General features: G+C 38.2%; 21 protein-coding genes. 7 read left to right on the top strand and 14 right to left on the bottom strand.

The window, feature by feature from the left end; all coding sequences use genetic code 11:
• Positions 1-42: 42 nt before the first annotated feature.
• The 11 genes from ACA373_RS00105 to ACA373_RS00055 are packed head-to-tail and all read right to left on the bottom strand — an operon-like array spanning position 43 to position 12,392.
• Complete coding sequence (locus ACA373_RS00105) at positions 43-333, bottom strand: hypothetical protein (RefSeq protein WP_370733816.1); 291 nt, start codon at positions 331-333, stop codon at positions 43-45.
• Positions 334-380: 47 nt separating this feature from the next.
• Positions 381-854 carry a hypothetical protein gene (locus tag ACA373_RS00100; protein WP_370733814.1) on the bottom strand — a complete coding sequence of 158 codons (474 nt, stop codon included), beginning with the start codon at positions 852-854 and terminating at the stop codon, positions 381-383.
• A 53-nt stretch (positions 855-907) separates the two neighbouring features.
• A complete protein-coding gene (locus tag ACA373_RS00095; RefSeq protein WP_370733813.1) occupies positions 908-3,733 on the bottom strand; it encodes a hypothetical protein in 2,826 nt (941 codons plus the stop codon).
• On the bottom strand, positions 3,733-5,421 hold the full coding sequence (locus ACA373_RS00090; RefSeq protein ID WP_370733812.1) for a hypothetical protein: 1,689 nt from the start codon (positions 5,419-5,421) through the stop codon (positions 3,733-3,735). The genes ACA373_RS00095 and ACA373_RS00090 overlap by 1 nt, the downstream gene beginning before the upstream one ends.
• Before the next feature lie 5 nt (positions 5,422-5,426).
• Complete coding sequence (locus ACA373_RS00085; RefSeq protein ID WP_370733811.1) at positions 5,427-5,864, bottom strand: hypothetical protein; 438 nt, start codon at positions 5,862-5,864, stop codon at positions 5,427-5,429.
• A 1-nt stretch (position 5,865) separates the two neighbouring features.
• Positions 5,866-6,165, bottom strand: a complete 300-nt coding sequence (locus tag ACA373_RS00080; protein ID WP_370733810.1) for a hypothetical protein — start codon at positions 6,163-6,165, stop codon at positions 5,866-5,868.
• 11 nt (positions 6,166-6,176) lie between these two features.
• On the bottom strand, positions 6,177-8,063 hold the full coding sequence (locus tag ACA373_RS00075) for a phage major capsid protein (protein WP_370733809.1): 1,887 nt from the start codon (positions 8,061-8,063) through the stop codon (positions 6,177-6,179).
• Positions 8,017-9,528, bottom strand: a complete 1,512-nt coding sequence (locus ACA373_RS00070; RefSeq protein WP_370733808.1) for a phage portal protein — start codon at positions 9,526-9,528, stop codon at positions 8,017-8,019. The genes ACA373_RS00075 and ACA373_RS00070 overlap by 47 nt, the downstream gene beginning before the upstream one ends.
• The gene (locus tag ACA373_RS00065; protein ID WP_370733807.1) at positions 9,528-10,016 is read right to left on the bottom strand and encodes a hypothetical protein; all 489 of its coding nucleotides are present in this window, start codon (positions 10,014-10,016) and stop codon (positions 9,528-9,530) included. The genes ACA373_RS00070 and ACA373_RS00065 overlap by 1 nt, the downstream gene beginning before the upstream one ends.
• A gap of 14 nt (positions 10,017-10,030) precedes the next feature.
• Positions 10,031-11,944, bottom strand: a complete 1,914-nt coding sequence (locus ACA373_RS00060; protein WP_370733806.1) for a terminase gpA endonuclease subunit — start codon at positions 11,942-11,944, stop codon at positions 10,031-10,033.
• Complete coding sequence (locus tag ACA373_RS00055; RefSeq protein ID WP_370733805.1) at positions 11,856-12,392, bottom strand: hypothetical protein; 537 nt, start codon at positions 12,390-12,392, stop codon at positions 11,856-11,858. Before ACA373_RS00055 ends, ACA373_RS00060 begins: the two co-directional genes overlap by 89 nt.
• A 117-nt stretch (positions 12,393-12,509) precedes the next feature.
• Here ACA373_RS00055 and ACA373_RS00050 point away from each other — a divergent pair, with 117 nt between their 5' ends.
• The gene (locus tag ACA373_RS00050) at positions 12,510-13,709 is read left to right on the top strand and encodes a DUF3800 domain-containing protein (protein WP_370733804.1); all 1,200 of its coding nucleotides are present in this window, start codon (positions 12,510-12,512) and stop codon (positions 13,707-13,709) included.
• A 38-nt stretch (positions 13,710-13,747) separates the two neighbouring features.
• Here the strand turns inward: ACA373_RS00050 and ACA373_RS00045 are convergent, their stop codons facing one another.
• Positions 13,748-14,425, bottom strand: coding sequence for an EAL domain-containing protein (locus tag ACA373_RS00045; protein ID WP_370733803.1), 678 nt, complete (start codon positions 14,423-14,425; stop codon positions 13,748-13,750).
• Positions 14,426-14,647: 222 nt separating this feature from the next.
• On the opposite strand from ACA373_RS00045, the gene ACA373_RS00040 reads away from it, so the two are divergent.
• The 5 genes from ACA373_RS00040 (at position 14,648) to ACA373_RS00020 (ending at position 17,276) form a co-directional block, all read left to right on the top strand.
• Complete coding sequence (locus ACA373_RS00040) at positions 14,648-14,992, top strand: hypothetical protein (RefSeq protein WP_370733802.1); 345 nt, start codon at positions 14,648-14,650, stop codon at positions 14,990-14,992.
• Between the two features lie 44 nt (positions 14,993-15,036).
• Positions 15,037-15,810, top strand: a complete 774-nt coding sequence (locus tag ACA373_RS00035) for a DUF2971 domain-containing protein (protein ID WP_370733801.1) — start codon at positions 15,037-15,039, stop codon at positions 15,808-15,810.
• 16 nt (positions 15,811-15,826) lie between these two features.
• A complete protein-coding gene (locus ACA373_RS00030; RefSeq protein WP_370733800.1) occupies positions 15,827-16,447 on the top strand; it encodes a hypothetical protein in 621 nt (206 codons plus the stop codon).
• 399 nt (positions 16,448-16,846) lie between these two features.
• A complete protein-coding gene (locus ACA373_RS00025) occupies positions 16,847-17,008 on the top strand; it encodes a hypothetical protein (protein ID WP_370733798.1) in 162 nt (53 codons plus the stop codon).
• Positions 17,001-17,276, top strand: coding sequence for a hypothetical protein (locus ACA373_RS00020; protein WP_370733797.1), 276 nt, complete (start codon positions 17,001-17,003; stop codon positions 17,274-17,276). Before ACA373_RS00025 ends, ACA373_RS00020 begins: the two co-directional genes overlap by 8 nt.
• Before the next feature lie 54 nt (positions 17,277-17,330).
• Here the strand turns inward: ACA373_RS00020 and ACA373_RS00015 are convergent, their stop codons facing one another.
• The gene (locus tag ACA373_RS00015) at positions 17,331-17,615 is read right to left on the bottom strand and encodes a hypothetical protein (RefSeq protein WP_370733796.1); all 285 of its coding nucleotides are present in this window, start codon (positions 17,613-17,615) and stop codon (positions 17,331-17,333) included.
• Between the two features lie 91 nt (positions 17,616-17,706).
• On the opposite strand from ACA373_RS00015, the gene ACA373_RS00010 reads away from it, so the two are divergent.
• Positions 17,707-18,438 (top strand): hypothetical protein, encoded by a 732-nt coding sequence (locus ACA373_RS00010; RefSeq protein ID WP_370733795.1) that lies wholly within the window; start codon positions 17,707-17,709, stop codon positions 18,436-18,438.
• 389 nt (positions 18,439-18,827) lie between these two features.
• Here ACA373_RS00010 and ACA373_RS00005 read toward each other — a convergent pair whose 3' ends face one another.
• Positions 18,828-19,694 (bottom strand): hypothetical protein, encoded by an 867-nt coding sequence (locus tag ACA373_RS00005; RefSeq protein WP_370733794.1) that lies wholly within the window; start codon positions 19,692-19,694, stop codon positions 18,828-18,830.
• Between the last annotated feature and the right edge of the window lie 263 nt (positions 19,695-19,957).

Here is a 19,957-nt window from a genome sequence, read left to right as displayed (position 1 = left end):
GAATTAACATTTTTAGTGATAGTTTAAGAAAAGGGTCGCTTCTTACTTTGACTCTACATCTTCAATATTCATAGCTTCAACGAATAAGCGGCTAATTTCCTGATTCAATTTTACTTGTACAGTCATATCAACTTTATGTTCAACCTGTTCGGCTGAATCAAAAATCTGCTTGCCCTCTTCATCCACGACACAATAAAAGATTGTTTTATAGGGATCAGAACATTCAGAGTACTTGCTTACTGATGGTAGTTTGATATAAACAGTGATGCCTTGTGCTACTTCAAAAGGCGTCATCTTAACACCAATAGCCTTCATTAGATTTGCAATATCCATATTATTATATTCCTTGATTTATTTTTAGAAGTTGTAGTTTAGAGTTATTAGCTGCCAGATACCTGACCAACGGCTACAGGTGCACCAGTAACCGACACAACAAAATCACGAGTTACCACAGCATCAAAATCACCATTCACAACATCCGAATTCACGTAACCATTTATAATGCTGTAATATGCAGGGCCGTCTTTATCTGCAATGTTCTGATAATAAGTTACTTTGATTTGTACTAGTTTCTGAGAAGAAGCAGCGGTAGCAAGCATTTCCTGACCAGTTGCACCCGGCTTCCAGTTAACAGAAATTGTTAGATCTGGTACAGAACGCGAGCCGATTAGTTTTTTAGCATATTGTTCACCGAACACGTTCACGCTAATTACAGTAGACTCTGCACCTGCTGCCTGTGGGAATGCTGCAAGATCTTCTACTAAGTTATAAGTAGTTGCCTGACCACCATTTGCAGGAGCGTCTGCAACTTCTACCGTTACGTTATTACCAACGAAGTTAGTATTAAAAGCCATATTTAATATTCCTTTATTTTTAGGGTAAAATCCTTTTTACCCTTCCGTATTATTTATATATGTAGGTTGTAGTACTTAGTATATAGTCCTAAACCTCTAAGTAGCTCACCTGTGTAAAAACCAAAATACATCGAATTGTTTTTAGCTGTTGTAGGATCACCACCTCTGATAGCTGAAGACCAGCCACCATTCATTACATGATTAGCAGAAACTACATCATAGTTGTTCTGAATCTCAGTAAAGAGTAAATCCAGTAATTCATGATCTGGATAACCTGCAATAGCCATCAATGAAGCACCCGCTAACCACAATCCAGACATATGACCAGTAAAGCCATCATAGAGTACTTCCCCATCATCTTTGAATCTTGTAGGTGCATGACCATCATTATTCTTCATGAACCATTTCAGATAATTCATCCAGTTCTGGCAATAGGTAATAATATTTTTCGGTATCGTATAATCACCACGTTTGTATAATTCATGTATTACATCGCACCCGGCATAGAAAGCACGAGGTTCATACCCTGACCAGGCTTCTTCATACCAGTGCTGCATAATAAACACATCTGGTTGTTCTCCATCCGGTAAGTACGCTAATGCGTCTTGTCTGTTCCATACAAAAGCCTGAGCACATGGACCAGGTACAGCGGGATGAAATTTATTAGTAAACCAGTTCTGAGCATCACATAAAAATCTAATACTGTTATTTAATCTGGTTTCATCAATAGTAGTACCTTGAAAACACCAGATTGTAGGCAATTGATAGCCAGGGTATGGTAGTCCACGCCATCCAGAGTATAAATTTGCATATGGATCGGTAATTGAACTGAATGGTATAAGTCCAGGAGTATATGCAAGACTATCAAGCATATATTGTTTAATTACACAGTCACCTAACCGTGCCGTATAGCCATTACCAGTACTATCATTAAACGTCAAACTGACCAGTACAGAGTAATCGCCAGTACCGCCATCATCATACAATGCGGGTAAATCATTTACGCAATACCAGTCAATACGGCCTGACACACCATCTACAGGATCAGTATCGAGTAGTAGCGTAAACTCTTCTCGTCCGGTCAGTACTGGTTGTCCCGGCTGTTCATCACCCTCTTCATGATCTGGCTGATAGGAACTTAGTTTGAAGTTCAGTACAGAGAAGGTTTGTGTAACCCATGCACTATTACTTGCAGGTAACATAGCCCACCAACGCCAACCAAGATCATCTGTAATCCTGATGTTGAAATCATCGTTGTAAGTACGATAAGTGAAAGATATTAAATCCTGCTTTTCATTGTCAAATATCCAGAAACCTACTGTAGAACTACCGTCACTGTCCATAGTACTGGTAATGACGTTATCATAATAAGTACCTGCAATGCCGCTTTGGTATTCTAGTTTAGTTACTGTGTTATCACCGTAATCAGAAATCATACGCATATCTGCGGTTAGGTATTGCCCGCCATCAGGTTTATTGATTCGCGTAAAATGATTCATTGGGATATTCATAGCGGTAATGCTTCCATCCGTATTTGTGATTGGAAGACCACAACGATATTTTACTGATCCATTATCTGTTTTTGTTTTATTAACTGTTAGAGCTACTCCTAGACTTAGTGAGGTTCCTGTAGTATCAAAGCCGCCATATTCAACATAGAAATTACTACTATTGTTGAATTTAAACCAAATAGATTGTTGCTCTAAAGTGGTTTGTGCTGAAGCATTCTGATTTATTACTACATATCCATCGCTATCACGCGAATAACTCGCTACTTGATCGCTGGGATAGAAATAATCATATGAGATACCATCAGTAAAAGGGCTAATTGCCTGTGTAGATTTTCTGAAAAACATATCGTACTTGTCTATATCAGAGTATCCGATACAGGTAAGTAGTGAGTTCTGCCAGGCTAACCAGTACTGCCTATCTCCGGTAATGTCCCAAAGTAGTTTACTTGCATGACAGAACCAGAGTTCAGCATCTGAAGCATTGTCTGCAAAGTCCAGTGAACCATAGTTATCAATCGGTACGTGTACCGGGCGATTGTGCCAACGTTCATTACGTCCTAAGAGATAACCGCCTTCTTCTACAGGGTTACGTGTCGCATAGTTAAAGCGGTAATTACCGTTGATTGAAGTATCTTTGAGCTGAACAGTACCTATCTGGTTTGTTAGACCTTCTGCCAGTACATCACCGTTACTGTCTACCTTGCGTCCTGTACGATCTATGATCCAGTCAACATCATAGGTAGGTGCTTTAGTGTCCCAATCAATAGAGTCTTCATCAGCTAACCATGCATATACGGTAGCGTTTACCTGATTCCATCCTAAGCCTGCACGTTCTGGAAAAGCGAACCATACAGCATCGAGATAGTTACCGTAATGTGGTGCACCTGAAGGTATCTGTGTTTGTCCGTTCGTCCAGGTGAACAAAGTACCTTTGAATCCACCATGTGTTGGGTACTCTGGATCTAGGGGATAGTGTGCCAGTACAGGAGCTTTACCGTTACATATCCAGTTGCAACGAAGTGAACCATCCGCTGGATCAGGAAAAGCTACACCTCTATAGAACGCTTTGTGATAACCATTAAACAAATTTTTTGCCAGTTCTAAGTAGTGTGATCCCTTTGTAGCTTGGTATGCATATATTGCACCTAATATCCCTAAAGCCGCACTTTCTGTAGGGCTATCCCCTTCAGGTTGAGCCTCCCAACCAGTTTCAGCAATAAAATGCCTGTTGTTTGCGATAACAAAATCAGGATTGATTACATAATGTTCTGTTTTATTATCTGTAGTTAGTCCAGTATTGCGACTTAAAAATTTTAGATGCCCTTCCATCATCTGAAGGGCATTACTTATATTTCCTTTTCTGATCATTAGTGAAGATCCGCCATTAGTAGAGATCCGTACCAGGTACTGCCCCCATCTACTGACAAGAATTGAAAAACATCAACCGAATCTTTAGTAAAAGTAAGAACAGGAGTACGGCCATAAGACCAAATTACATTTGAAGGCCATTCTATTTTATTTGCACCTGTACCTTGTGTAAGTGCTATCGTGACTGTCTGACTATTCTTCTTATTACCACTGGCGTTAATAATACTTACCTGTGTACTTGCTACTGATAATGTAGCTGTGAATACTCGCTTTCCGTCTGACATATCAAGTTCTAGAGTGTCTGCTACGGTATTTAGTACTAGTAAATCGTCTGTGATTGTTACTTTAGTATCAATGTTAGCTTGTAGTGCTTTGTCTTTTGCATCAACCTGTGCTTTAGAATATGCCCCAACATCATCAAAGTTCAGAGTAACGTTAGAATTTAATGCATAGCCGTTAACGGTAGTAATACGTAATGCGAAGAGATCATTAGCCTGAGTACGCGAGTAAACATCTGCAATATCCGCTGCTACTAACTGAATATTAGTACCTGAAAGCGGTTTGTTGTTTATCAAGAATGACTTAGGGACAAAAGTACTATTACTATAACTTAGGCTTGCCATATCGGTTAGTTGTGCTGCCGTTAGAGTAATATTACCTGATAATGCTACGCCGTTTACTGTAGTGGTCTTTGCAACGAAGTTAGTAATAACCTGCGTCTGCGAATACACATCTAAAATATCTGCTGCGACAAGGTTTAGTGAAGTACCTGATAGAGCATGACCATTTAACTGAAAGACCTTCGGTACATAGTTATTGTCTGTCTGAGTCTTTGAGTACACATCAGTAATGTCTGCTGCAAGCAATGTGATGTTCGCGTTGAGCGGCTTACTGTTGATTGTACGTGTGATCGGTACATAGTTGGCTAGACTCGTCGCGGCTGCTGCACCTAGTTCACTTAGTGTTGGTTTGTCTGCACTGGTGTAGACCTTGTACCATGAACCAGTACTGGAGCTGGAGAAGTTACGCACGTTGATAACTGGTGTACCCGTCTTGCTGATTACAAGCTGAGTACCATTGTTGTTATCAAGGTTCGAGATACCAAGCATATCTGTACCTGTACTGGTACTTGAAGAAGGTACTTTAACGAACGAGTTACCATCACGGCCTTGATAGCTGGGGAACTCTACCCCGTTAGAACCTAAGCCCCAATCACCACGGTTAAGTACTACTATGGACTCGTCCAGAATACCGCTTGATACCATCTGGTTAGGGCTGAATACGTAGGAACGAGTAACAACAGAGTTAGCATCTGAAGAATCAGAGTAAGACGTAAAGTAACCGTTATAGACAACGTAGTTAACCGATGTATCGTTAGCCCCTTCATCAAGCATCTCTACCTTAACCTGTACCAGTGCCTGAGAATTAACCATTGCATCTATCGTTGCGTGCTCTGTAGGTACATAGTTAACTTCAACCGTCATATCTGCATATGAGCTATCTCCGGTTGTCTTCTGCACGTACTCGCTGTTATACGTTTCGGTACTACTTACTGATGTACTTTCACCAAAGCTAGGGAATGCTGCAAGGTTCTGTACTTTCTCAAAAGAACTTGCATTTGGATCAGTATTAATATTGTCTGTAGTAATCCAGACGGAAGTTAGATTACCTAAAAAAGTTTGTGCCATTATAATTACTCCCCATAGCTTAATGAAATTGTCTGTGTATGTGCGTATGAGGGTTTTGTAGCTTCGGCCTGAGTAGTCATAAGACTTTCTTCAATCTTAATATTGAATACAGGCATAGGTAATAGCTTGTCTAAATCATCAAAGAATCCCGGTGTGAAAAGTGCTTCAAGTACCTTTTCAATCTGATCAGAAGCCCCTTTGAAATCTTGTCCGACTGCTACAAATTCAACACGAAATTCACATAAATTACTGACACTATCAGGTACAAACTGACCGTTAAGGATAGTATTAGCTCGTGCAATTTGTGTTCTTACTACATTACTGTCACCAATATGGATAGTAGCTTTATGATCTACTGTTGCTTTCGATGGAAATTGAAGATGAGATAAAGCACTTAGTTTATTGATTAAGTACTTTCTGATTGTATAGTCTGCCGTAAGCATTTTAGATATCCTTTTCTAAATCAAGTTTCTTTATATAGTGATAATTAGAAACTCCGCTCATATCATCATCTATACTATTTACTACATACTCTTCGCCATCAAAGGTAAAAGTACTTTGTAGTTTGATGCCTGACTTAGCACTAAAATACGTTACAGTAGTTTTTGTATCTTCAAAAAAAAGCTCGTCTTGCTCGAAAATAGCGGTTATCTCTGAAGATACACCATCCTGAACAATAACGAGCTTTTCACCAAAAGCATTAAGTAGTGACTCGCTTTGCGAATTACTAAAAAATGCTCTCATTTATTTCACCATTACGCTGATTTAATTTTTAGATTTACAAAGCCTTCTTCGTTAGCAATCGCAGTATCTAGGAACTGGAAAGAACGGAAAACGGTAATTTGTGCAGCACGATGTGTAGTGGTATCTACATCAATCTCTTGTCCATCCGACCAGCTACTAATAATCAAATTACGGTAATCACCAATCAATACTGAATCAACTGCAACGAAAGTACTTTCAATTACACGTACTTCATCATTAAGCCACATTTCATAACGATGACCTTCAACCATAGATACGGCTGCGGTGTTACCAAGAACTGCGGTCTGACGTAGTTTTGCTAAAGTACTTGGATGCATTACAGCAACACATGAACTTACATCAACATTTGCTGTACCTAGTGCTTCGATAGCTTTCTGTACATCTGCTTCAGTTAGAGTACCAGCGGTTGCTGATAGTTGTACTGGAGCTGCTGCCTGTAGCTTACTGAAGATCTGCATTTCAAGACCGTTAGCGGCATACTTGATAAGTGCATCTTGAACGAAGGTAGCAGCGGTATCAGAACTGAGCATTAGTTGCTTAGTTACAGGGATAGAACCTGCAAACATCTTAGGGGTAAGTTTGATTGAATCAAAACTTGCAATGCTGTCTTCTACTGCATCACCTTCTTCATAGAATTTGAAGTTACCTGGTGCTGCTGGAGTTAGACCAGACAAACGAGGAATACTTAGAACACCTTTATAACCTAGACCTGAATAAATGGTTGGGTTTAGTTGACCAAGTACGCTATTCGCTAATAGTGCAGAAATATAAGAATCTGCAAAAACGGTTTTGATTGTGCCTGGTGCAGTACTGGTATCAGTTGCATCACCTAGTGCACGGGCGAAATCCATTTTAAAGCCGCGTTGACCACGTTCAAGTTCAGCTTTAACAGCATCAAATTTATCTTCGTTGATACCACGGATTAGTTCACCAATTAGATTTTTCTTCATTTTAACATCCTTGTTAATTAGATTTTTTTCTTTGTTTAGGGATCTGGTTTGAACTTCCTGTTTAAACTGTTCAACTGATACACCTGATTTAATTGCTTCAGAACTATCTACATTGAATAGTTCCGCGATAGCATTTAGTTCACGAACACGCGTAGATTCCATTTCACGCTTACGTTCATTTTCCACTACCTTATTTAGTTCTTCCTGCACACGCTCAAACGAGTTAATAAGATTGGCTGCACGTTCAAGTACTTCATCAGTAGCGTCTGATTCTTCTTCTGCACCTTCTTGTGATTCAGATTCATCATTTTCTACGGCACGTTCTTCTACCGCTGGTACTTCTTCATTTGAAGTTTCTACTTCAGTAATTTCTTCATTATTTTCTGGTTGGTTTTCAAGTTCCATTTGTTCGCCTTCACTAAGTTGAATTTCATTTGTATTTAGTGAACGCGAAACACCTACTTGATCATCTGCGGGTACAGATACACTACTTAGTTCATAGGGATTCCATGAATCTACGATGAGGTTATTACCTTCAATGTGATATGATTCGATGTTATATCCGACAGATATTTTTGTACGTATACCTTCCTTAATCATTGTGAAAATAGTTTCAGCATCTGGAATAGTAGAAAACTTCACTGTTGCTCTACATACTCCATCTCTATCTACTCTCGCGTCCAGTACTACGCCCACTTGTTTAGTAAAATCGTGTTCTACTAATAGTGGTGCACCATTTAGTAATCTTGATAGATTTACTGATTCTGATGTACAGCGTAGAATTTCATTAAGTACACCAAGACCTTCACCGAAATCACGCTTAACCGGTGTTTCACTAGCAAAGGCAATTTCTACGGTACGGTTTTCTACATCAATAGCATTACTTATCTTCTGTAGGTTTAGTTCCCTCGTTAGTTGGTTCTTCATCCTGAATTACTTCCTGTGTATTATTTATTTTATCCTTTTCCTCTTCATCAATTTCTTTCTGTACCTGATATGGGTCATAACCGAATTCAGAAATAACCATAGAGCGGCTTTTGATCTTGTTATCGATCATCAATACTTGGGTCTGTACATCTTTTAGAGGATCAAGTGATTCGACTGATTCACTGATATATTTAGCGTTTAGTAATTTATCGAAATCACTTGCATTCAATTCGGGGTTTCTAAGTACCTCTGTCTTTAACCAGCGTGAGTAGATAGGTTTAAGTACAAAAGTAGTAAGTGCATTAGTACGTGTTTTGAATGTCTGACGCTGCAACTTATCGGTAAGCTTTGCGGCTGAGAAGCTGGCGTTTGCAGTTGAACCAGATAAGTTCTGTTCTGTGATGCCTAATGACATTGCGATCATCTGCATCTGTGTATCTACGAACTCGGTAATGCCATCGGTCGCCCCATTAGGGTTTACGCTGGTTACGTTCTGTCCGGGTTGTAGCTCAACCAGTGCACCGCTCTGAAGACTATCGTTATCGTAGTACTCAGGCTGATCACTCTTTAGGAAGTCGGTTTCTGCATCGCCCGAATCAGGGTTGGTGATGAATGCCATTGCAGACGCGGATAGCTTCTTACTCACAATTGCCGCTTTGATGAAAGCTTCAAGATCCTTGAGCAAGGTAGTACCGGCTATGATGTCTGGTATGCCCCGTTCTTGCCCTGGGTAGTCCTGAATCATTAGGTGCAGCATCCGCGAAGCAGGTACTACATCATAATCCCCTGTCTGGTATGTGTAGCTGGTAGGGTTTAGACGCGTTACATAGTACTCAATAGGTTTACCGTACTGATCGAACCGGATACCGTTAGATACATAAGAACCATCATCAAACATACGATTGCCGATTACCGGTACTCGCATAGAGTCAATCAGTTCAAACTTCACTATACCGTTCAGTTCATGTACCACAACGAAGGCTTCACCATCGATAGAACGAGTACGCTCTACCAGACGCTGGAACGCGGCCATATCCAACTTACCATTCATAGAGAAGGCTTCAGGATTATCCGCGTACTTATAAAATAATTGCTCTAGTTCTTCATTTACTTTTAGATTCTCTGAGTTGTCATCGTATAGATGAACATCAGGACGGATATAAAGACCTGAAGCCCCTGTTACGCCATCACTGTTAACTTGAAAGTACTTTTTAGCGATACCATTGTTAAGGCTTAGATCGCGTGATTTTGCTACTAATACAGGTAAAGACATATTGATAATACTATTGATATTACCCGCTGCATTACCTGCTGAAAACCCGAAACTAACAATTGGTGATTGTGTACTGGTACGAATCTCTCGTAGTTCACGCTTCAATGCACCATCTGTTAGTGGTTTCTTTTCAAAGATTTTTGGTTGCTGTACTGGTTTATCAGGTACAGTTTCTTTCTTTCGCCAGAACATTAAACACCCCTGTTAAAAGTAGTAATTGATTTGATTGGATTACCAAGGGGAATACCTTTCATACGTGCTTTTTCTTGATTAGCAAGTTTCGTATAATGTGACCGAAGTTTTAGTAGTGCATCCATACTTTCAGTAGTAAGGCTTTTGTTATTGATACTTTGAGTAATAACACCACCGCCCTGTACTTTAGATTCTATAACCTGGTTAATTTCGTTGATAATGTTTAGATATTGATTATATTTATCCGCTGTTGTAGTAGGATTGACAACCTGAAAAGTACGTACTGCAAAACTGGTATCATTAATGATCGCAGTATATGCACCGTCTTCCCATGAGGATGTATCAATAGGCTGGTATGGATACTTATATGATGTTTTGATACCTTTACTATCCACTACCTCTACTACAGAATCTTCGGAAAAATTAAACACAATGGTTTCACCCTGGATAATATCAGTCGTGAAATCTACTTTGCGAATAACTGCCATTTCTGTTAATTTCCTTATTCATTAAACCAGTTCTTACCAGCTACACGCCTACGCCTTTTTCGGGTTGGTACATGTGGTGCTGGTTCTTCCTCGGTTTGTGTATCTTCCTTGTATTTAGTTTTAGCCTGATTAGCGTTATAAGTTCTGAGCGTTTTATATGGATTAGTACCTAGCTTATTTAACATGTACTCAATAGATATTAATGCGTAATTCAATGTATCCAGCATCTCATTACGATCATCTTTAGAACCACTACGTTTTACCCAAACTAATTGACCAGCTTTTACTATTCTCTTTTCACTTGTGTATTGTAAGAATGCATCATCAGGTAATTTATGGCTAAAATAGATACGCTTACCTTCATGTTCTTCTTCGTTAATAGCTGCATTTAAAAGTTTACGAATACGGTTCTTACCCTCGTTAACATTCAAAAGCATAAACTTATAGCCGCCTGAAGTACTTTCTTTGTACAGAGGAATGGTAGTACGTCCATCACCTTTGATTGGTTTGTATATCTCGTTTCCTTTCTTTGAACAGAAGCGGTATATAGTATTAGTGGCTGCACCGTTTGAACTATCTACCCATACCTGTAGAGTACGTAAAGGTGTACCGTTTATGGTTTTAAGCTGCGTATTGTTGATAAAGTTCTGAAGTTCTATATAAGCTGGCGAGTCATATTTATTACAATCAACAGCGTAGAAGCTTCTATGATCGAGAACATAATATGCTTTCTCAGATAGTCCTATGCATGTTACTTCTAATCGGTCTAATTGCTGGTCAACAGAATAGAACGCCCCTACGCAATCGTTAGGTATGTTGTTTATATCTAGGTTAAAGTCTCGAAGCTGTTCTAGTACTGCTAAATCATGTTCTACGTTTTCTTTATCGTAGTACGGTTCACCTAAAGAGTTGTTCACGAACCGCATCAGATCGAAGGTTTTGAAAGCTTCTGCGAAGTCCAGTACTAACTTACGAATGGTTGTTACTGGCGAGTAAAGGCGGGATATGTGATAGCCGCGTACATCCTTCACTTCTGGACAAGTTGCAATCCATCTACCCTGTGATACCGAACGTACACGCTCTGCTTCTGTGTACTGATGTTTGCAGTCAGGGCATTCAAGGTAAGCAGTATCCGCATCAGGGATAGAACGGCGTCCACCGTCGATTACCTTCCATTTGAACTTAACGTTTTCCCATATCAGACGCTGTTCACTACCACACTTCGGACAAGGTACATAAAAGTACCGCTTATCCGACATTTCGAACTCCTGGCAGATCGGATCATCCGGTACTAGTGGAGTACTGCACATCATGATCAGTGAATCACGGAATGATTCACAACGCTGTGAAACTAACGCTATTGGGTTTCCTTCTGCACCTTCTGTATCGCAGCCGCTGATTTCGTCGCAAAATACCCTCTTCGCCGTCAAACCTCGAAGGGTTGAAGGTGATGATAAAGAAACAAAATAGTTAAAAGTACCTAGAGTTGTTTCTTGGGTAGTTGCATCGTTAGTTTTAGTTCTGTCGCTTTTACTTGTAATTAGTTCTGCAAGGCTTGGTGTTAACTGAATGGTAGGATCAAACTTACCATTCTTATACTTCTTAATTGTATTCGCGGTTGTTCCTGCAATAACCATATTGCTAGGATCATGGTGTAGAAAGTAAAGTGATGCACCAGTAACTATTGTCGTCTTGAGAAGTTGTGCACTGCTCATGAGACAAATTTTACGTACGCCTTGTTCTATAATTGCGTCTAGTGGTTCCTTCTGAAACTCATACAACCGCATTGGAGATCCCTGTAATTCTCCATCGCAGAACTTTAAATTTTTCTGTACCCAATCACTCGGTTTTATTTTCTCTGGCGGTAGTATTGCCTTCACTGCTTTGTTCAGTATCTTGATCAGTTTCCTCTGATTCTGAAAATCCATTTTCAGTTTCCTCTTCATATTCGTAACTTCCAATGTCACGAAGTACTTCATCAATTTTATCTTTTAGTTTCTCTCTAAGCTGGTTTGCATCCTCGCTTGAAAATAATTCGATATAGGTAGTATTAGGTATACTACGTAACATACTCTTCAATTGGTTGAAGTAACCTAATAGTGTTTCTGTCACGTAATCTACTTCTACTAAATTCTTTCTTTTTAAATCTGCTTCCATTTCTTCAATGTCTGCTTTCGCTTTAGCAAGCCTTAGCTGCTCTATCTGCGTTTCTGTTTTTAAATCTGTTTGGCCTCTAAGCGGTGTTAGTACATTGTCTGCTACCCACTGGTAGATTTCGTCGTCGCTTAGGGAAATATCTAGTCCTCTCGAATTCCAGTCCCTGCTTACAGTTACTGGATCGTATCCATAGATCTTTGCTAGCTGGCTATATGTCATCTTTTCCTCTGCTGAATGAATAGGCTTCAAAACTTCACATACAAAAAACACATCGAGCGGCGAAACTACGCGATTTTTTGAAATTTCGTCGGAGTACCTTGCTTTATTTGAAGCTACATGAGCGTTCTGCTTGAAGTTAAAAACCAAAATGCTATTATATTTATTTCAATCAGATCCTTTCAATTCCAAGGTAACGAAATGGTTAAAACGGTTTATTTCGATGAATCTGGATTTACTGGCAACAACCTGCTTTCAAGAGACCAGCCTTTTTTCAGTTATGCTGCTGTAGTTAGTGATGAAGAAGAAAGCAAGGCCTTTGTTGAACGTATTATTGATAAGTATAAAATTTCGGCGGGTGAATTAAAAGGAAGCACATTAGTTAACAGTAAAAGGCTTCAGAAAGCTGTTGATGAAATACTCACTCACTATAGAGGCAGAATGCGTGTTGTCGTCAATGAAAAAAAATATGCTCTCTCTGGGAAGTTTTTTGAATATGTTTTTGAACCTGTCCTCGCAGCTAAAAGCTCTATCTTTTATAATTTAAATTTTCACAGATTCATATCTAATATGATGTATTTTTCTATGATAGCTAATGATGGATATTCAAATGAACTTCATAACAGATTTGAAGATTTTTCGCGTAGGAATATTTCAGTAGATCAATTTTTGCAACCGGTAGCTGATTCGAAATATTCTGACTTCATGAAGGATATTCATGATTTTGCGAGAATTCATATTGACATTATTCAAGAGGAATATAATGGATCAGAAGGCACTGGCATTGAAAAATGGATGCTGGATTTAACAACCACATCCCTCTATAATTTATTATGCGATGTAAGCGTTAAGTTTGGGAAAATACGTGCCATCTGTGACGAATCGAAGCCATTAATCTCTAATCAAGAGATGTTTAATAAAATGGTTGGTTCAGAAAAAATTGCTTATCAAAGCTTTGATGGAAAAAATCTACCATTTACATTTATGCTGTCTGAGCCTTTAATTCTTGCAGATTCAAAAAAGGCATATGGAATACAAATAGCTGATATAGTAGCCGCCATGAGTAATTATCTCATGAAGAAAAAAAACCATAGTGAAAGTTTTCATAAAAAATGGATTAATATTTTTGAAAAGGAAGTATTTTACTGGCAGTGTTGTGTTGTGCCCACGCCTGAGCTGTTAGATCCTTCTAACTCAAAAAGCCATCTCAATCGTTATATACTTGAAGAAATCACATCTCGTAGCCGCAATTCATTATCAGTTTTAGATGGTATCGAACAAGAAATATATAGAATATCAAGAGCATTAACTTTTATATGATTTTGAAACCCTCGTTTTCTGAGGGTTTTATCTCTAGTTTAAAGCAATACTTCTAATTTATGAAAAATTACTGAACGGTACAGATAGCCTTGCACGCCCCATACTTCCGCATCATTTAAAATTTTAAGTTCGCCCTTCTCTTCTACGCCTCCAATGATGATGCGATCACAATAACGCTTAATGTTCTTGATCAGAGTACTGAAGGTTGGCTTTTGTACTTCATGACGATAGAAAGCCTTATCAAGTTTTACAGTGTGATAGCAGCCTGTGGTTAGTGCAGCTAAGTTAGCCCGCCCTGCACCTAAATCATCAAGAAAAAGATCATTACCATTGGCAATCAGCTTTCTCAGTAAGGGTTCATTGATACCGTACTCTAAACCTTCAAAGTCTTCTGAGATCTCGATACGTACTACATCACATAATCCCTGTAGCCATTCAACTAACTCACGGTCATACGCACATAACCTTGCCTGATGCCTATCAACGTTCAAGGAACAGAACAATCCGTAGTCCCTGAACCAGGATGCGGCGATCTGAATCTCTGTTAGTTGTTGTATCAGTAGTTGCCGCTTCTGCTCTATCGGCATTACGAGTATGTAGTACTTACTGTCCAGTACAGGCATATCTGCATGATGGAACTTAGTTAGCAGTTCTACCCCTAAAAGCTTTCCGTCGGTGCTTATTACTGGTTCAGCAAAGAAGGTTTTGGTAATCATCCTGATATCTCTAAAAGTAATAATAGATCAATTATTGATCATTTTTAGATATCATTGAAAGAGCCACCTTGATCATTAAGTGCTTGAAAATGATCATTTTTATCAGATTTTTTCCATCTAAGGTATTGCAAAGCCCATTTTTGCATTTTTGACGTACTAACTTGCCACGGTAGCAAACACTGTATAGATTTACAGTATATCCATAACATAGAGGGCTAAAAAGTGGGCAATAAGAATGGGTTTGATCCGGGTATAAGAAAAGGTGTACAGGTGTATTGGGAATTAGGTGAACGTATCGTTGTAGTTCACCCTGGCGGGTACTTACCTTCAGCAGGTATCGGGAATCGACAATGTGTATTGTTCGAAACAAAGCCTAAAGATGATGGTACTCGTATGTACTGGTTTGGTATCGTTTCAAGTACCGCATACTACTTTGTCCTTGAAGAAGCTAAGCCAGTAAACATCTTTGCTGTAGGTAGCTGGTTCAATGCACGTCAGACTATGTTAGATGCACATAACGGTGATCTGGACGAGTTCAGTGATATGCAAGGTGAATTGCCTTTTTGATCTTGATACAATCTTAAGTCTGAAAAATTCAATTAGAACTCAAAATGAAATTTTATAAGTATGTTACACAGGAAGTTGCAAAAATAATTATTAGGGATGGAACCTTGAAGTTCACATCACCAATAAACTTTAACGACCCTTTTGATTATCATCCTGCTGTACTTGAGACAGGGTTTAAAAAATTTGCTAATAGACTCAACACTGAGCTTGGTCAAGGTATTAAACGTTATAAAACTAATCATCGCGAATCCTTGAAACATTTGCAGTCTCTCCGTAGTGAAAGGTTTAGAGAGATTTATACGGGTGAAATGTCAGTTAGTTGTTTTAGCGAATCTCCTTATATACTACCTATGTGGGCACATTATGCTGATAACCATAAAGGGTGTGTGATTGAATTTGAGTTTAATTCCGATGATTACTCATCAAATGACATTTTACTTTTAACGGGGAAGTTGTCTTACATTATTCTCGTTCCCTTTCATGTAAATTATTCTCCTAACCGTCCTCCTCTTTATGATAATCAAGGTAGAACTGATACTGAAACTACCGGTTTCTATGCATCCTTGACAAAATCTAAAGAATGGGAATATGAAAAAGAATTAAGAGTGATAATCAAAAAGCCAGAAGGAATATACTCATTTGAAAGAAATCAAATGACGGGAATATACTTTGGTATGAAAGTTTCTAGTAGTGATAAAAAGGAAATATCTCGCTTAGTTGATAGTTCAAATAATTATACTGGCACGAAAATCAGAAAGCATGATATTGTCATGGCTTATGATAAATTCGAATTGACTAAAATACCATTCAGAATGTGACTTTTAGGATAACTACATGAAACATAATTCAAAGAGTACATTAGTTGCGATTTTATCAACCTTAATGATCATCGAAACCATTATCTTAGTAAAGATATTTTTTATTGACCAAGATAATTTTGAATGGGGGAGTGTATCTGATTGGTTCAGTGCTGCCTCATCAATTATTACAACTATAATTGCTTATCTTGCATATAAAGCAGCTCCTAACTGGCTAAAACAAAAACAAAATGAGACTGGATTTAACCATGTATGCTCTCTCATGTCTGAATATGATGAAATTCAACTGGACTTGCAGAAACTATATTTTGATATCGCAAGCATTAATTACCAAAAATTTCGTAATGAAGAAATAAGCAAACAATTAATTGAACATACATATAGAATAATAGCATTGCGAGAAAAACTTGGGTCTTGCAGGAGATGGAAAATAGGTGTTCCAGTAAAAGTGTATGATGCTTTTGCCCTTCTTCAAGACTTCTGCTCCACATCACTTACAATATTACATTGTTCAGATTTAGGAGATAAAGACAAATTTCATAAAGAACAAGATAAATTGATCAATACTAAAAACCACATCATTAGGGATGCTAAATCTTTCCAATGTGACATAGAAGCGATTTTCTTATTCAAATAATAATTACGCAGAAGCAATTTACGAGCTTAAATATATTTAATTGATTCATTTCGCACATCTCTATAGCTCTCAATTATTGGTTAACGCTTTTTCATCTAGAACAGGATGTTCTTTCTGATATTCTCAAAAGTACTTAGCACTCTGAGCATTCAAACGTTTTTTTGCTTTACAGGTGGAAAGTAGCCTTTTTCCACTTAGCGTTGATTGGATACTATGCAGAATTGGTAGATAGCTGGTTTAAAGCAACTAAAGTGATAGCCCTGAACCACGGAAAGTTTTTGCAGAACACCCGCTGTAGACGGTTCAGGGCCACTAAAATTATCTCAAAATTATCAAAATTGTTAAAGGTTTTTGGTGCATTGCCGATAGTACTTGCATCACTTCTTAGAGGGAATTGCGATGCTATCTACACTTATCAAAATCGTAATGACGATTTTTAACTTTTTCTCTTCACTACCACCTGAAACCAAAGAAAAAATTTATGCTCTGTTCTTAGATATGTTTGAAGCATTATTTAGACAGATGTATAAAAACAAAACAGGAGAAAAGAAAAATGCATAAAAGTGAATTAATTTTGCTGAAAAAAACTTTAACTGCTAATAAGTTAGAGAACTCAAAATTGCAGTTAACTAAATTAACCACCCCAATTGTAGGTAGTAGCAAAGCTGAAGAATTTACTGATGATGTCATGAAGTTTGTACAAAGTGATGAGTTTATTATTAAACTAGATGATAAAGTTGGTGACGTGTTGCCAGGAGAAACAGAAGACCAGTTTGTGAACCGAGCTAAAAGCACCCTTCTCAAGCTATTAAAGAGCAAATTTGACTAAATTAGCATCCAGATTTCATTCATTAAAATTACAATAAGTTAGGGCTTATACGCCCTATTTTAAACTATTCATCCTGAACTCATTACCATACATTACTTTTAGTACTTTTACGGCCTCTATCAGCGTATCAATATGTGGGTTGATCAAGCTTTCGTTAAAGTACTCATCAGGTTCATTTTTTATTGTAAGGTACTTCATGGGATCGGATATTTTGCGTAGGTTGCAATTGCGGTCTTCTATCATTAATCCGTCAATGCCATCAGTTTCAATACGTACTTCATCAGTTACATACAAGAAGTAGTAAGTATCGTCATCGTATATGTTAAATTCAGTCTTCATAAATCCTCCTTTTTAGACTAACTATTTATTACAAACCTAGATTTTCCTTAGGTTTTGTGTTAAAAGCTCTCTTTTTTGGACGGGATTATCTATGCTTAGCAAGGCTTATAACTTATTTGTAAAAGTGGCTATAGCAACGCTTTTAGTACTTTCACTTTGGCTTGTAGTGAACGCATCCTTAAAGCAGGCTAAAGGTCATTTTGAATTCGGAAGTTTAATGGATTTCTTCAATACCTTAGGTACTTTAGGAACCTTAGTAGTCGCTTATCTTGTATATAAAAATGCTCCTAAGTGGCTACATCAAAAGCAAGAAGAAGACGGATATACTCTTCTAAAAGAACTCGTTCTTAATGATTATAATGAATATTATCTGAGTTGGTTTACTGCCAGTCATAAACTATCAATGCTTGGATTCAATCTGCGATTTATCAGTCATAATCCATATGATTTCGTGACATTAAGCGATTGTGATAACTTCATGTCAGCCATCAGAGATCTTGAACTAAAACCTGTTATCCTAAATCACAAGTTTTCAAATTTGAGGAAACTAAAATTTTCTGTCAATGAAGACATTGCTCATATTCATAGTGAAATGCTTGAATATAGTTATTCACTTACCTTACTAAACTTAAGAGCTTGGCGTAAAACCAGATCCTTGATGGTAAATGAAGATGCTTCAGTTGAAGACTATGATAACTATGCAGCAGAGATTATAAAAATCTCTTCAAAAGTAACTGAGCAAATAGCTAATTTAAAAAATCTTAACAAAGTAATGAGTGACTACAGCGACAACCTCAATGATTATTTCACCATAATAACGTAGGTATTATAGGAGGCTTCAACAGCCGACGACCTAAGCAAGCGGAGCAAAGCGAAGTGCGGTAGTTACTCACGAATAGTTTAGGCACGCAGTGCCGCCAAGACAATTGTTGAGTACTTAATGCAAATAAGAGAATTATTTAATTTTAAGTAGCTCGCTTGCGAGGTATACGAAATTAATTAATTCAAGCCGAACGCCTTAGCGTTTGTGCTTCTTTATACATCTCTATGAAGGCAGTTAGACGAGCTAACCGCCTTATCTCGCAATCCTTCGTACAATCGAACGAGCAAAGCCCGTCCTCTTGTACTTGTCTTACTCGTTTCTGTACCTTTTTTACCTATAGATCCTTTAGTAATTTGGGTACATTTCAAAGGGGTTGTGATGGTGAAAAATCAAAGTTTATTGTACTTGTTTCGAAAGTGTTCACGCTCACGTTCCGTTAGATCAGCGTTAGTACTCTTTCCTAGCCACTTTTCAAATTCTTCAATACTAGGATATTTCTCTTTAGTGACTCGTTTTAATCTTTGTTTCTTAGTACCGCTAAGATTCAATGGTACAAACACTTCCTGAGTACTATCTAAACCTACATCTATCAGCTCAATGTTAGTACTCAAAGATAAAGCCTGTTCCTTATCGAACACATACACTTCAACTACCTGTTCACTATCATATGCACGTAATTTACTACGGTTGATAAACTGATAAAGGTTCTCGTGTTCGCGTGCCTGTACTACCTCTTCACGCGTTAGATTGAACATCAGTTCTAACTGTTTGGTTTCGACTGGTGAAGGTTTCATACTCGCAAGCCATACGCACTTTGTATAGTCCTGATAGGTGTTCATCCCCCGGCTAACTGGATCAATGTACTGCCCATTGAGAATGCCCTTACTATCTGAGTTTGTAGTGTAAAAGTACTCAGTGAGGTTTGCGTTTATCCATGCTGATACTTTCGGTAAGGCTTCAGGATTCGCGTTACGGTAGGTACGGCTGAAACGTTCCTCGGAGAAGTAGTAAACCTTCAGGCGATCCTGTACTGGTACTTTACGTTCCCGCATACCTGATAGCTCTACCTCTTCAAACAAGGCTGGTATTCCCTTGTAGATTAGGCTTTCTTCGAACTTATTAGCCATGAAGGTAACATCAAGGTTTGAGTACTTAGCTATGTTCACCCATGCAAGGATAGTAAGTTGCTTGTTCTCGTTTGAGTACACATCAAGATTACCTATTTTGCCGATCTTATCGAAGAAGTTACTATTCATGACGAAGTGATCATAGTCTTGGATGAAGCCAAAACACTTAGCCATTGAAAGTACTAAATCATCATCAAAATCAGTTATGGCTTTAGCGGTTACGTACTTATCAGAAAGATCTTCAAAGTCTTTGAATAGTTGTTGTTGTAGTGGTCAACAAAAACTGGCCACGGCTTTAGAGTTTTTCCAGAACAATCGCTCTGATTCATTTGGCGTCAAACCCCCGTTATATTGATGAGGTCTGAGCTGGCTGTAATATCCCGTGATGTAAT

Origin of the sequence: Erwinia sp. STN24 (assembly GCF_041320675.1) — a bacterium.
GTDB classification, from domain to species: Bacteria; Pseudomonadota; Gammaproteobacteria; order Enterobacterales; family Enterobacteriaceae; genus Erwinia; species Erwinia aeris.
Note: the sequence above shows the minus strand (reverse complement) of the source record. Positions and strands in the feature narration are given on the sequence as shown.